Annotated in this window: 14 protein-coding genes and 1 pseudogene; 11 read left to right on the top strand and 4 right to left on the bottom strand. The window is 52.7% G+C overall.

All coding sequences use genetic code 11. The features are described 5' to 3' along the window. Window positions 1-4: 4 nt before the first annotated feature. Together fabG and JFY74_20975 are read left to right on the top strand one after the other, a co-directional pair. On the top strand, window positions 5-736 hold the full coding sequence (fabG, locus tag JFY74_20980) for a 3-oxoacyl-ACP reductase FabG (GenBank protein ID QQG28475.1): 732 nt from the start codon (window positions 5-7) through the stop codon (window positions 734-736). After that, window positions 736-1962: a beta-ketoacyl-ACP synthase gene (locus JFY74_20975; GenBank protein ID QQG30602.1), complete on the top strand. Its 1227-nt coding sequence runs from the start codon at window positions 736-738 to the stop codon at window positions 1960-1962. The genes fabG and JFY74_20975 overlap by 1 nt, the downstream gene beginning before the upstream one ends. Before the next feature lie 134 nt (window positions 1963-2096). On the opposite strand, the pseudogene JFY74_20970 reads toward JFY74_20975, so the two are convergent. Together JFY74_20970 and JFY74_20965 are read right to left on the bottom strand one after the other, a co-directional pair. Then, window positions 2097-2335, bottom strand: a pseudogene (locus tag JFY74_20970) (transposase domain-containing protein). Window positions 2336-3009: 674 nt separating this feature from the next. Then, complete coding sequence (locus JFY74_20965) at window positions 3010-3852, bottom strand: NAD(P)H-binding protein (GenBank protein QQG28474.1); 843 nt, start codon at window positions 3850-3852, stop codon at window positions 3010-3012. A gap of 87 nt (window positions 3853-3939) precedes the next feature. Between JFY74_20965 and JFY74_20960 the strand changes: the two genes are divergently transcribed. Next, a complete protein-coding gene (locus tag JFY74_20960; protein ID QQG28473.1) occupies window positions 3940-4338 on the top strand; it encodes a helix-turn-helix transcriptional regulator in 399 nt (132 codons plus the stop codon). Window positions 4339-4554: 216 nt separating this feature from the next. Here the strand turns inward: JFY74_20960 and JFY74_20955 are convergent, their stop codons facing one another. Continuing rightward, the gene (locus JFY74_20955; protein ID QQG28472.1) at window positions 4555-5439 is read right to left on the bottom strand and encodes a LysR family transcriptional regulator; all 885 of its coding nucleotides are present in this window, start codon (window positions 5437-5439) and stop codon (window positions 4555-4557) included. Between the two features lie 203 nt (window positions 5440-5642). On the opposite strand from JFY74_20955, the gene JFY74_20950 reads away from it, so the two are divergent. The 8 genes from JFY74_20950 to phoU all read left to right on the top strand — a co-directional run bounded on the left by JFY74_20950 (window position 5643) and on the right by phoU (window position 13683). Then, complete coding sequence (locus JFY74_20950; protein QQG30601.1) at window positions 5643-6779, top strand: alpha/beta hydrolase; 1137 nt, start codon at window positions 5643-5645, stop codon at window positions 6777-6779. 161 nt (window positions 6780-6940) lie between these two features. Beyond that, the gene (locus tag JFY74_20945; GenBank protein QQG28471.1) at window positions 6941-8137 is read left to right on the top strand and encodes an MFS transporter; all 1197 of its coding nucleotides are present in this window, start codon (window positions 6941-6943) and stop codon (window positions 8135-8137) included. Between the two features lie 4 nt (window positions 8138-8141). Continuing rightward, window positions 8142-8549, top strand: a complete 408-nt coding sequence (locus JFY74_20940; protein ID QQG28470.1) for a cupin domain-containing protein — start codon at window positions 8142-8144, stop codon at window positions 8547-8549. Window positions 8550-9030: 481 nt separating this feature from the next. After that, window positions 9031-10071, top strand: coding sequence for a phosphate ABC transporter substrate-binding protein PstS (gene pstS, locus JFY74_20935; GenBank protein ID QQG28469.1), 1041 nt, complete (start codon window positions 9031-9033; stop codon window positions 10069-10071). A gap of 163 nt (window positions 10072-10234) precedes the next feature. Next, a complete protein-coding gene (pstC, locus tag JFY74_20930) occupies window positions 10235-11194 on the top strand; it encodes a phosphate ABC transporter permease PstC (GenBank protein ID QQG28468.1) in 960 nt (319 codons plus the stop codon). Beyond that, on the top strand, window positions 11194-12081 hold the full coding sequence (gene pstA / locus JFY74_20925) for a phosphate ABC transporter permease PstA (GenBank protein ID QQG28467.1): 888 nt from the start codon (window positions 11194-11196) through the stop codon (window positions 12079-12081). Before pstC ends, pstA begins: the two co-directional genes overlap by 1 nt. 86 nt (window positions 12082-12167) lie before the next feature. Beyond that, window positions 12168-12941, top strand: a complete 774-nt coding sequence (gene pstB, locus JFY74_20920; protein QQG28466.1) for a phosphate ABC transporter ATP-binding protein PstB — start codon at window positions 12168-12170, stop codon at window positions 12939-12941. A 13-nt stretch (window positions 12942-12954) separates the two neighbouring features. After that, on the top strand, window positions 12955-13683 hold the full coding sequence (gene phoU, locus JFY74_20915; GenBank protein QQG28465.1) for a phosphate signaling complex protein PhoU: 729 nt from the start codon (window positions 12955-12957) through the stop codon (window positions 13681-13683). Between the two features lie 44 nt (window positions 13684-13727). Here phoU and JFY74_20910 read toward each other — a convergent pair whose 3' ends face one another. Beyond that, window positions 13728-14294: a helix-turn-helix transcriptional regulator gene (locus JFY74_20910; protein ID QQG28464.1), complete on the bottom strand. Its 567-nt coding sequence runs from the start codon at window positions 14292-14294 to the stop codon at window positions 13728-13730. Window positions 14295-14358 lie beyond the last annotated feature (64 nt).

The following is a 14358-nucleotide window of genomic DNA, read 5'->3' as shown; positions in this document are numbered from 1 at the left end:
AAGCATGACTCGTTCCGTGTTAGTGACCGGTGCCAGCAAGGGGATTGGTCGAGCCATTGCGCTGCGTCTGGCGGCGGATGGTTTTACCGTGGTGGTGCATTATCACCGTGATGAAAACGGGGCGCAGGAAACCTTACGCCAGATTACGGCACAAAACGGTTCCGGCCGTATTGTCAGCTTCGATATTGCCGATCGGGAAACGTGTCGCACCGTGATCGAACAGGATATTGAGGCGTATGGTGCCTACTATGGCGTGGTCAGTAATGCGGGTATCACCTGTGACGGTGCTTTTCCCGCCCTCGACGATCAGGCGTGGGATAGCGTCATTCACACCAATCTCGACAGCTTCTATAACGTGATTCATCCCTGTGTGATGCCGATGATCGGTCTGCGGAAAGGCGGGCGAATTATCACGCTGTCTTCTGTTTCCGGGATCATGGGGAATCGGGGGCAGGTCAACTACAGTGCAGCAAAAGCGGGCATTATCGGCGCAACGAAAGCGCTGGCTATCGAACTGGCGAAGCGAAAAATCACCGTTAACTGCATCGCTCCCGGTTTGATTGATACTGGCATGGTTCAAATGGAGCCCGTCGCCGTTGAAGAAGCCATGAAGATGATCCCCATGAAACGCATGGGTCAGGCGGAAGAAGTCGCAGGGCTGGCGAGTTATCTTATGTCCGATATCGCGAGTTATGTCACGCGTCAGGTCATTTCTATTAATGGAGGGATGCTGTGATGCGTCGTGTCGTGGTAACGGGAATGGGCGGTGTCACCGCGTTCGGTGAATCCTGGGAAAGCGTCTCGGACGGGTTGCGTGCGGGTCGCAATGCGATACGTAAGATGCCCGAATGGCAGATTTATGATGGCCTGAATACACAGTTGGGCTCGCCGATTGATCACTTCAGTTTGCCAGAACACTACACGCGTAAGCGCATCCGTTCGATGGGGCGCGTGTCTCTGATGGCAACCCGAGCAACCGAACTGGCGCTGGAACAGGCCGGGTTGATTGGTCATCCGGTGCTGACTAACGGAGAAACCGGCATTGCTTACGGCTCATCAACGGGCAGCACAGGGCCGGTGAGCGAATTCGCCACCATGCTGACAGAAAAGCACACCAATAATATTACCGGTACGACCTATGTGCAGATGATGCCGCATACCACCGCGGTGAATGCTGGCTTGTTTTTCGGGCTGCGCGGCCGTGTGATTCCGACATCCAGCGCCTGTACGTCAGGAAGTCAGGCGATTGGCTACGCCTGGGAAGCGATTCGTCATGGCTATCAGACGGTCATGGTGGCGGGCGGTGCGGAAGAGCTGTGTCCGTCAGAAGCGGCGGTGTTTGATACGCTGTTCGCCACCAGCCAACGCAACGATGCGCCAGAAACGACGCCGTCTCCTTTTGACACAAGCCGTGACGGTCTGGTTATTGGGGAAGGTGCGGGTACGTTAGTGTTGGAAGAGCTTGAACATGCTCTGGCGCGTGGGGCAACGATTTATGCCGAACTGGTTGGGTTTTACACCAACTGTGATGCGGCACATATTACGCAACCCCAGCGTGAAACCATGCAGATTTGCATTGAAGGATCGCTGCGCTGCGCGGGTTTGCAACCCGGTGATGTGGGTTATATCAGCGCACACGGAACCGCAACCGATCGGGGTGACGTCGCAGAAAGCCAGGCTACCGCCGCCGTGTTTGGTAACTCCACACCGATTTCGTCGCTGAAAAGCTATTTCGGCCATACGCTGGGCGCCTGTGGTGCGCTTGAAGCGTGGATGAGTATTGAAATGATGCGTGAAGGGTGGTTTGCACCGACGCTTAATTTACGGCAACCTGCGGAAGACTGTGGCGAGCTGGATTACATCATGGGTGAGCCACGCCATATTGAGACTGATTATATTCAGTCTAATAACTTCGCCTTTGGCGGCATCAATACGTCGCTGATTTTCCGTCGTTGGCAATAATGGGTTGAGAACGTTAACGGGTTCATGATGAATAACAAACAACAATATCTGGATATCGCTGAAGGGAATGCCACTCAGTTAAGCAACTGACTCGCCATCTTTCTCATCTGACAGTTCACCAGATTGTAGGCCAGCAGCATAATATCAAGGCGGTTAACTATCTGATAAGGAGGATCTTTACACTCCAGCACCATACCCACAATGTACCAGACCATCATTTCCAGCGGGAGACGATGTTTATGCAGAGTGACAATCTCGGACTCTTAAAGACAACGTTAAATGAGCGCTGGGTCAAGAAAGTCACCCAAAGAAGTCAGGGGTTACGGGTGGCGTTTTAGCAGGAGATAAGATTAAGAGCCTGAGCAATAAGCATAAAAAAATCCGGAAACGAGGGTGATTTTCGGATTTTTACACAATAACTGGAGCGTTCAGCCGATCCTTAATTGATCGGTATTACCCGTCTCGGCAGCGGCAATAAAAATTCGGCGTTGATCGAGGGTAATGGCGTCTGACATAACTATTGGCTCGGGCGATGGGTTCAATTAATGGTAAGCGTTCTGGCAGCTCAATCTTTCTCATACTGACAGTGGTCAGCTTACCTTTATCATCGTCTGGGTGACTTGAATAATCCAATTAATGACAGCATCCACCCGTGGTGCAATATGCCTGCGGTGCGGAAGCAACAAAGAAACTTGTCGTGGCGGTGGTACGAACTCTGGCAACACCGCTACCAATGCTCCGGCGTCAAGTAAACGCTGGCTGGTGGCTTGCTTCTGTAATCAAAGCCACGGACTCTTGCTTAAAACAGATCAATCAACACGATAAAACAGGGCTATTGACCTCAATCAGCAGCCCTTATCGTTCCACGATTATTGCGGATAAATAACAAATTTATTACCCCTGTTCAATTTTCAATAATTAGAAAATCTTAATAATCATCGAACTCAACAGGCTTTGACTCTCCCAATCTGACCTGATTTTCATCCACTACGTCGCAAGACTGGGGGGCAGTTTCTTCATGTGTTAGTGATGAAAGGCGATAACTTTTTACACGCCAATATCAACTAACCACTGTTCGACTGTGCGCGGATGAATACTCAATAGTTGCTGCGCACTTATTTTTACATTGATTGCAGAATCTTTGGTTAGCGCTTTTGCTTCGTAACCTGCAACAACGTCAGCCGCTACCGCCGCACCAAACAATACTGCCAAGCGCTCTCCAAATTCTTTCGGAGTCAAACTCGTATAACTGACTTCTCGCCCCAAATGATTAGCGAATGATTTCGCAAGTTCATCACCAGTAACAGCCGGTAACTGACCAATCTCAACGACGCCTGTGATCGCATCGCTCATCAAAAGTGCCGCTGCGACATCAGCAACATCCAGATGCGAACACCAGGAAACTGGGTAATCTGCTCGTAGTGGATAAGGGAGAACGCCTTCAGTTTTCACTGCCTCAATCACTATCGGTAACAGCAAATTTTCGAGATATAAACGTGGCGCAATTATCGCGCTAGAGACGCCTGTTGCTTCAACTCCACGGATCAATTCGGCTAGCGCACTTTTATCCTCTGAATCACCCAATACCCATCCGCTAGTAGAAATTACCACCCGTTTTGGGCGGGCAAGCCCAACTGCCTCTGCGATATTCTGTGCATATTGCAGGCGCAGGCTTTCAGGCCCTAATGGCAAATGGATAAAAACGCCTTTCGCACCCAAGTACGCCGCAACCAAGGATTGAACGGACGTGAGATCCACCGCTACGGCTGAACCCGATTCAAGATTTTGTGGATGCCTAATCGCAGCCGTTACATTTTTACCTTCAGCCACCAATTTTCTAAACAGGGGGGATCCTTGTGCGCCAGTTGCGCCGTGAACTACGTATGTCATAAACACCTCTATGGTTAAATAAACAGACTATTAATAGTGCTGTGCTAAGATAGGTTACGTCAAATGCACTATTAGAGATGTTTTGCCATGAATGAAAATAAAGTTCCCTGCTGTGGAGTCGCTCGGTTTTTAGTCCTTCTTGATGGACCATGGGCGACCTTAATTGTGCGGCAATTGCTCCTTGGCCCCCAGCGTTTCACGCAACTACGAGATGCCCTGCCAGGCATAAGTGCGCATACCCTGACTCATCGGCTGAAAAGATTTGAGGCGCACGGATTGGTCACTCGCACTGCCTATGCAGAAACACCGCCGCGCGTTGTTTACGAACTCACTCCGCTGGGAGAAGGTTTACGCGGTGTGTTGGAGTCAATGAAAACCTGGGGCGACGCAGTGCCGAATGAAATAATTGTGGGGAATGTAAAATATAACGAGGCAAGCTTGGCCGACATTAGCGTTCCTTTACCGGAGTTGAAGTCTCCTTCTTGAACAATCGTCTATAAACCGACGGTGAGGGAGAAGAGCGCGAGCCGTGGTTCGCTCCCCCTCTGGATTGATGCCAATGTCATGAACAACTAAGTTCACCACGACCATCACTGACAGGCAGCCCACCCACATTATAACGGTCACTTGGGGCTGGATAAGCATTCTTACGACTAATTTGGGAAGCCCCTTTTTAATTAACGCAGACTGAAATCACCTAATCTATATCTTTAATGTATCGATAACCGCTCTCAAAGCTGGCGACGCATTGCGATGAGGGTAGTAAAGATATAGACCGTCCAAGCGGTGGCTAAACTGTTGCAACACCCTGATTAGTTTTCCGTGTTCAAGCTCAGTGGCAACTAGCTCCTCCGGCACATAGGCCAACCCTAATCCCATTTTTGCAGCTGCTGCTTCCATATAGCTGTCGGAAAAGACCCACTGCCCCTCTGGCCGATGCTTGATGGGCTTACCCTCGAGCCAAAGCTCCCACTGATATAGGCTGCCATCGGCAAACTGGTAGGCAATGCAGGGGTGGACCGCTAGCTCGGCTGGCGTCTGCGGAAAGCCGTATTGCAGAAAATGATCCGGCGTCCCCACCATCACCATCTCCATATCCGGGGTGATGCGCACGGCCACCATCCCCTCGTCCACCTCGCCCCCCAGACGCACACCGGCATCGAAGCGCTCATCGATGATATTCACGAAGCGGCTTTCGCTGATGAGCTCCAGACGGATATCAGGATAGTGCTGCCTGAAGATGACCAGCTTAGGCAGCAGCACCTTTTCAATGGCGTGCTGACTGGCATTGATCCTCACAGTACCTGAAGGGATATCGCGAAAATGTGCGAGCGTGGCAAGCCCCGCATCCAGGGATTGAAAGCCGCTCATTGCCGTGCGGTATAACTGCTCGCCAGCCTGGGTCAGTGACAGGCTGCGGGTGGTGCGCACCAACAATTGCACCCTGAGCCTGACCTCGAGATCTCGGATTGTACGACTGATCCCGGACTGAGCCAGTCCCAATCTGGCTGCTGCCCGGGTAAAGCTGCCTTCCCGGGCAACCAGCATGAAAACGTGGAGATCGTTGTAATTTTCGCGGCTTGTCATCTTGTTCCACCCACACTTTTTTCAGCCAGCCATGGCTTGTTCAACGCCTATTGGACGTCCGAATTAAGAACACATACACATTAATGTTATCAAAAAAACCGATCTAATCATCATAAATGGTTCTAACTAGAATGTAGCCCATGGTTCACAACACCATCAATCCAGTACCACGGATCAGAAACCCGATTTCAAGGAGTTTTGCCATGAATGTCCTCCCCAAGAAGCTGACAGCTATCGCGTCTGCCCTGCTGCTGGGCGCAGCATTAACCGGAGTATCCACAATGAGTCATGCACAGACTGCCAATCCCACTGAACCCGTCTCAATGGTGACCCAATGGGACAAGACTTTTGCCCAGAGCGACAAAGTCGAGCATCGCAAGGTGAGCTTCAAGAACCGTTATGGCATCACCCTGGTCGCTGACCTCTATCTGCCGAAGAACCGGGGAAACGCCAAGCTAGCGGCCATAGCTCTGGGCGGCCCCTTTGGCGCGGTGAAGGAGCAGTCGAGCGGTCTCTATGCCCAAACCCTGGCCGAGCGCGGGTTCGTCACTCTGGCATTTGACCCCTCCTACACCGGCGAAAGTGGCGGTCAACCACGCGATGTGGCCTCACCCGACATCAACACCGAAGACTTCAGCGCAGCCGTCGATTTCCTTGGCTTGCAAGAGGAAGTGGACCGTACCCGGATCGGTTTGCTGGGGATCTGCGGCTGGGGTGGTATGGCCCTCAATGCCGCAGCCGCGGATACTCGCATCAAAGCTGTGGCGACCAGCGTAATGTATGACATGAGTCGAGCCATGGGGCATGGGGTGGGCGATGGCAAGGATCGTTACACCACTGCCGATCGCCGCGCCATATTGAAACACCTGAACGAACAACGTTGGCAAGACGCAGAAAGTGGCTCATTTGCCCATAGCAATCACGATCTCTATGTCGACCAGAAGGGTAACGTCACGGCAGCCAGCCGGACCCTGCCAGAGGCACTGCCGGACAATCCGCATCCGGTACTCAAGGAGTTCTTCGATTACTACCGTTTGCCACGCGGGTTCCACTCCCGCTCGGTGAACTCCAATGGAGCCTGGACCACCACCATGCCCCTGTCGTTTATGAATATGCCACTGTTGAGCTATGCCAGCGAGATCAAGATTCCTACGCTTGTCGTCACCGGCGAGAACGCCCACTCGCGCTACTTTGCCGAAGATGCCTTCAAGGCCGTGGGAAGTCAGCAAAAAGAACTGGTCGTGGTACCGGGCGCCAACCATGTTGATCTCTACGATAACGTGGCAGGCAAGATCCCCTTTGCTCAGTTTGAGCAGTTCTTCAAGACCAACCTGAAGTAAAGACCAAGCACGCGGCGGGCCATCCCGCCGCGCATTTTCCATCGGATGCGGTATCACATGACGTGTCTGCTGCACGTAAGCTGATCGGCAATGACCAGTGAAACACGCACCATTGAAGCCGTCCAATGACGCACCTCCACCCTTCAATATCAGGTCCTAAAATGAAGACTCATCATGCCACTGTCGAATCCCTCCCCGCAGTACAAGAACATTGGGGGGCCGTGGGGGCCATGTCCCTCTGCGTGGCTCTGCTGATTGCCGCCGAGTTTATGCCGGTCAGCCTACTGACCCCGATCGCCCGCGATCTCGGTGCCAGCGATGGCCAGGCAGGCCTTGCCATCTCCATCTCGGGTCTCTTCGCCGTCGTCGCCAGCCTGCTGGTCACTCGGGTCTGCGCCCACCATGAGCGGCGTCATGTGCTGATGGTATTGGCACTGGTGATGCTGATCTCCCTCATCCTGATCGCGCTAAGCCCCAACTTTGCGCTACTGATGCTGGCCCGGGCCCTGCTGGGCGTGGTGGTCGGTGGATTCTGGGCACTAGCCACCGCCACCATCATGAGGCTGGTGTCCCCCAACTCGGTGCCTAGGGCCCTCGGTCTCATGTACACCGGCAACGCCGTCGCGACCGCCTTTGCAGCTCCGCTCGGCAGCTATCTGGGTGGCATCATCGGCTGGCGGGGCGTGTTCTGGCTGCTTACCCCACTGGTTGTGCTGAACCTACTGTGGATAGCCGTCAGCCTGCCTTCGATACGAAGCAAGCACAGTGCTGATCCGATTCTGGGGCTGCTCAAGCGACCCAATGTGGCGATGGCCATGCTCGGCGTCATGCTCACCTTTGCTGGCGCCTTCTGTGCGTTTACCTACTTCCGACCGTTTCTGGAGACGCGTACCCAAACCAGCCTGCCGGAACTCTCCTCCCTGCTGCTGGCACTAGGAATGGCCGGATTCGTGGGCACCTCGGTGGCCAGCGCCACCCTGCATCGTCACCTATACCGGCTGCTGCGATGGCTGCCCCTGATGCTTGCACTCATCACCCTTGGCCTGCTCGCCATCCAGCACTCCTTCTGGGGCGTCGCGCTGATGCTGACCCTGTGGGGTGCTATCAATGCCGCCATTCCGGTTGCCTGGTCCGCCTGGATAGCTCGGGGGATCCACGATGCCCCCGAGAATGGTGGCGGCCTCATCGTTGCCGCAATTCAGCTCTCCATCATGCTGGGGGCCAGCATCGGTGGCTGGCTGCTCGATCACTACACCATAGGCGCCACCTTGCTCGGCAGCGCCTCGTTGCTGATGGTAGCAACACTGATGGTAGGCAGTGGCAAACGACTGCAAGCAAACTCAGCAATAGAGAGGTAAATGTATGGAAATAATTGCTAATGGCACGAAATCTTCGCTGCAAGCTCCCGGAGCTTGGTTTGTCGGCAAGGTACGCATTGATGATTTATTTCAGGCTCCACTGCCTGCTACGGTATCGATAGGGACTGTAACATTCGAACCTAGAGCTCGAACGGCATGGCACAGTCATCCACTTGGGCAAACACTGATTGTGACTAAAGGAATCGGATGGATTCAAGTTGAAGGTGGCTCCATTCGAGAAATTTGCTCGGGTGATATTGTGTGGATATCGCCGGGTGAAAAGCATTGGCATGGAGCTACGGCCAATACAGCTATGACGCATATTGCCATACAGGAAGCAGTGAATGGTCAAGCCGCTGAGTGGTTTGAACAGGTCAGTGAACAGGATTATATAGGCAACACCACTTTGTAATCAGTTCAACTCCCTGTCATCCATAATGCGGATTGTGTCATGAGCCGAATGGCGGTTATTATCGGTTCATATCGTGAGCCGAATGTGGTGTCAATTCGGCTCATTTTTGGCATTGCACTGCTTGCCCGCGACACAGAATCAACGAGATTATCGATGACCGTAGACTGGATCTGGCAACATGATGAGTGGCCAAACTTTTGCTGGCAAGATTGGCTGTTACTGCCACGACTACGCCGTGCAAATTACTTAGCCATAACTAGACTCACTGACCGATCCCCTGCACCAGTCAGAACGCCTGTTCTGGCTGGTGATGCCTGAATTTTCCTGCACCCTACGTCACTGTCATAAAACTGTCATATTGCGTACATTTTACTGTCACCAAACTGTCCTATTTTTCCTCCTGCGAACTACACTCTGATTTGATAACTCTGATTGATAACGACGTTACGTCGACACGTTTGAGTATCCCACAGGAGGGATTATGAAACTGATGCGTACCACTCTTGCCAGTGTTGTTGCGGCAACCTTTTCTCTGACGGCATTTTCTGCTTTAGCTGCTGCTAACCTCACCGGTGCCGGTGCGACATTCCCTGCGCCTGTTTATGCCAAATGGGCTGACTCCTATCAAAAAGAAACCGGTAATAAAGTTAACTATCAAGGCATCGGTTCTTCTGGTGGTGTAAAACAGATTATCGCTAAAACAGTCGATTTCGGTGCTTCTGACGCCCCTCTGGCTGACGACAAATTAGCACAGGATGGTTTATTCCAGTTCCCAACCGTTATCGGTGGCGTGGTGCTGGCAGTGAACGTTCCTGGTATCAAATCTGGCGATTTAACGCTGGATGGTAAAACGCTGGGTGATATCTACCTGGGCAACATCAAAAAATGGAACGACCCGGCGATCACCAAACTGAACCCGAATGCCAAGCTGCCGGATCAGGACATCGCAGTGGTTCGTCGTGCTGACGGTTCTGGTACGTCTTTCGTATTCACCAGCTACCTGGCAAAAGTGAACCCAGAGTGGAAAGAGAAGATTGGTGCAGGTTCTACTGTGAACTGGCCAACCGGTCTGGGCGGTAAAGGTAACGATGGTATCGCGGCGTTCGTACAGCGTCTGCCTGGTTCTATCGGTTACGTAGAATACGCGTATGCCAAGCAAAACAACCTGGCTTACACCAAACTGATTTCTGCCGATGGCAAAGCGGTTAGCCCGACTGGCGCAAGCTTCAGCAACGCGGCTAAAGAAATCGACTGGAGCAAGTCTTTCGCTCAGGATCTGACGAACCAGAAAGGCGCTGATGCATGGCCGATTACCTCAACCACGTTTATCCTGGTTCAGACCAAACAGGAAAAACCTGAGCAGGGCGCTGAAGTGTTGAAATTCTTCGACTGGGCGTTCAAGAAAGGCGGCGAGCAAGCTGAAGCGCTGGATTACGCAACACTGCCAAAAGAAGTGGTTGAGCAAATCCGTGCTGCCTGGAAAACCCAGGTAAAAGACAGCAGCGGTAAAGCTCTGTACTAATTATTGTATCGACACCATCGTGTTGATAACCAGAGCGTGATGAGGTTGTCAGGTTCTGGGAAAGATGTAGTGGAATAACACGTCGTATCGGGGCGGAGAGGTGATAGCAACCTCTCTGCCTTCAATAGCTTATCAAATGTAGTTAAAACGAGAAGAGAGACGTATGGCGGAGTACAAGCCAACTATCAAAGCCCCGGGAAAATATGGCGATATCCTCTTCAGCACGCTGGTAAAACTGGCGGCGCTGGTCACGCTACTGCTCTTGGGCGGCATCATTGTTTCCCTGATTGTGGCGTCCTGGCCTAGCATCGAGAAGTTCGGTTTTGCCTTCTTGTGGACGAAAGAGTGGGATGCGCCCGCAGAGCAGTTTGGTGCACTGGTTCCGATTTACGGCACCATCGTTACCTCACTGATTGCACTGATTATTGCGATTCCGATTAGCTTCGGGATTGCGCTATTTCTGACAGAACTGGCACCAGCCTGGTTGAAGCGTCCGCTTGGCGTGGCGATTGAATTGCTGGCGGCCATACCGAGTATTGTCTACGGCATGTGGGGGCTGTTCATTTTCGCTCCACTGTTTGCCAAATACTTCCAACAGCCGGTAGGAAATGTCCTGTCCGGTATTCCTATTGTTGGTTCGCTGTTCTCCGGCCCGGCATTCGGGATCGGTATTCTGGCGGCTGGCGTCATTCTGGCCATCATGATTATCCCGTACATTGCGGCGGTGATGCGTGACGTGTTTGAGCAAACGCCGGTGATGATGAAAGAGTCCGCTTACGGCATTGGCTGTACGACGTGGGAAGTCATCTGGCGCATTGTGCTGCCTTACACCAAAAACGGCGTAATCGGCGGGGTGATGTTGGGACTGGGACGCGCGTTGGGGGAAACCATGGCGGTGACCTTTATCATCGGTAACACCTACCAGCTCGACAGCGCATCGCTGTATATGCCAGGCAACAGTATTACCTCTGCACTGGCGAACGAATTCGCCGAAGCGGAATCCGGCTTGCACACGGCAGCGCTGATGGAGCTGGGGCTGATTCTGTTTGTGATTACCTTTATTGTTCTGGCATGTTCAAAGCTGATGGTGATGCGTTTGGCTAAAAATGAGGGGGCGCGCTAATGGCTGCATTAGGCATAGAGCAAGATGCTGCTCTGGAGCGTTCGCGGCGTAAAATGCAGGCCTGGCGCCGCCAGAAAAACCGCATTGCGCTGTTCTTATCGATGTCCACGATGGTGTTTGGCCTGTTCTGGCTGGTCTGGATTCTGTTTTCGACCGTGACCCGAGGCGTGGATGGCATGTCTCTGGCGTTGTTTACCGAAATGACGCCGCCGCCTAATACGGCGGGTGGTGGATTGGCGAATGCCATCGTCGGGAGCGGATTGTTGATCCTGTGGGCGACGCTGCTGGGTACGCCACTGGGGATTATGGCGGGCATTTATCTGGCGGAATACGGTCGTAAATCCTGGATCGCCGAAGTGATTCGTTTCATCAACGACATTCTGCTGTCAGCACCATCGATTGTGGTGGGTCTGTTTGTCTACACGCTGGTGGTGGCAAGAATGCAGCACTTCTCCGGCTGGGCGGGCGTGATTGCGCTGGCGCTGTTGCAGGTGCCGATTGTGATTCGTACCACCGAGAACATGCTTAAATTGGTACCGGATAGCCTGCGTGAAGCGGCTTATGCGCTGGGTACGCCGAAATGGAAAATGATTTCTGCGATTACGCTGAAGGCATCGGTATCGGGCATCATCACCGGGGTATTGCTGGCCATTGCGCGTATCGCCGGGGAAACCGCGCCGCTGCTGTTTACGTCGCTGTCGAATCAGTTCTGGAGCACGGATATGATGCATCCGATTGCTAACCTGCCGGTCACCATATTTAAGTTTGCCATGAGCCCGTTTGTGGAGTGGCAACAGCTGGCCTGGGCGGGTGTACTGCTGATTACGCTGTGTGTGCTGCTGCTGAATATTCTGGCGCGCGTTATTTTCTCTGCCAAGAAGCACTAATTCGCTAAGAAAGCGTCGTTTTCTGAGAAACATTAAATAAATTCAAGGTGCTGCCAGGCAGCGCCAGGAAAAAGAGAGAAGTCTTGATGAGTATGGCTACTGAGACATCCAACAAAATCCAGGTACGCGATCTGAATTTCTATTACGGAAAATTCCACGCGTTGAAAAACATTACGCTGGATATTGCCGCGAATCAGGTTACCGCGTTTATCGGCCCGTCCGGCTGTGGTAAATCCACTCTGCTGCGTACGCTGAATAAAATGTATCAGCTCTACCCTGAGCAGCGCGCTGAAGGCGACATTCTTCTGGATGGCAATAACATCCTGACGGATAAGCAAGATATCGCGCTGCTGCGCGCCAAGGTCGGCATGGTGTTCCAGAAGCCGACGCCGTTCCCGATGTCGATTTACGACAACATCGCGTTTGGTGTGCGTCTGTTTGAAAAGCTGTCTCGTGCCGATATGGATGAACGCGTTCAGTGGGCGCTGACCAAAGCTGCGCTGTGGCAAGAGACGAAAGATAAGCTGCACCAGAGTGGCTATAGCCTGTCCGGTGGTCAACAGCAGCGTTTATGTATTGCGCGTGGTATCGCGATTCGCCCAGATGTCTTGCTGCTGGATGAACCTTGTTCTGCGCTTGACCCGATTTCTACTGGCCGCATTGAAGAACTGATCTCCGAGCTGAAAAAAGACTACACCGTGGTCATCGTGACGCACAATATGCAGCAGGCAGCGCGTTGTTCAGATCATACGGCGTTTATGTATTTGGGTGAGCTGATTGAGTTCAGCGATACTGATACCCTGTTTACTGCTCCACGGCAGAAACAGACTGAAGATTACATCACCGGCCGTTACGGTTGATTAGGAAAGCATCATGGATAATCTGAATCTGAACAAACACATTTCCGGTCAGTTTAACGCCGAACTGGAACACATCCGCACGCAGGTCCTGACCATGGGCGGGCTGGTGGAGCAACAGCTGAGTGACGCGATTACCGCGATGCATAATCAGGATGCGGAGCTGGCTCAGCAGGTGATTGAAGGTGACGCCAAAGTTAACATGATGGAAGTGGCGATTGATGAAGCCTGCGTGCGCATTATTGCGAAAAGGCAGCCTACCGCCAGCGATCTGCGTCTGGTGATGGCGATCATCAAAACCATCTCCGAACTGGAACGTATCGGTGACGTAGCGGATAAAATCTGTCGCACCGCGCTGGAGAAGTTCTCCCATCAGCATCAGCCGCTGCTGGTGAGTCTGGAGTCATTAGGGCGCCACACCGTGCAGATGCTGCATGACGTGCTGGATGCGTTTGCCCGTATGGATCTGGATGAAGCGATTCGTATTTATCGCGAAGACAAAAAAGTGGATAAAGAGTACGAAGGGATTGTGCGTCAACTGATGACCCACATGATGGAAGATCCCCGGACCATCCCAAGTGTACTGACGGCGTTGTTCTGCGCCCGTTCCATTGAGCGTATCGGTGACCGTTGCCAGAACATCTGCGAATTTATCTTCTATTTCGTCAAAGGTCAGGATTTCCGTCACCTGGGTGGCGATGCGCTGGAAAAGCTGCTGGCGCAGAAAGATAAAGCGGAAGAGTGATCCAGTTTTTGTGATTTTCGTGATAACGCCCTGCTTGCAGGGCGTTATTTTTTATCAGGATAGTGAATCAGATCGTGGAAGCGCGCTGTGGTATCGGCAGGGTTGTGGTAGCGGTGTTCCCTGTCGGCGGCAAAGCGCAAGGCGTCACCAGCGGACAACACATGCGTCTGCCCATCAACGGTCATTTCCAGTTGTCCCTCCAGCACAATAATATGCTCGATCACCCCGCTTTCATGCGCCGATGAGGTGCTGCTGGCTCCCGCCGCCAGCTCAATAACCAACATATCAAAACGTAGCTTTTCGTCGAAGGGGAAGAGCGGTACCACGTGCATTCCCGCCTCGTTTTCCCTGAATGACGATCCCGCACCCGAGCGATAGGTCACGTCTTCATCCGCGAGCGTCGGTTCGATAAAGGTAGAAAACGCGACATTCATGCCGGTCGCAATTTTCCACAGCGTGGCGACCGTCGGGCTGGATTCACCGCGCTCGATCTGGCCGAGCATTGCTTTGCTCACACCCGTCTCTTCTGCCGCACGCGTGAGGCTCCAGCCTTTCTCTTGCCTTAACGTTTTCAACGTATTGCCAATGTGGCTGGTTAACTCATCAGACATCAATATTGGCTCCTGCTTGTGCGTTATAGCGCACGCTGCTATGTTAACGCTTTCTGTGCGTTAT

Source organism: Pectobacterium carotovorum, from assembly GCA_016415585.1.
In the GTDB taxonomy this organism is placed as follows: domain Bacteria; phylum Pseudomonadota; class Gammaproteobacteria; order Enterobacterales; family Enterobacteriaceae; genus Pectobacterium; species Pectobacterium carotovorum_K.
The sequence above is the reverse complement of the archived record's forward strand: the minus strand, read 5'-3'. Positions and strand labels throughout refer to the sequence as shown.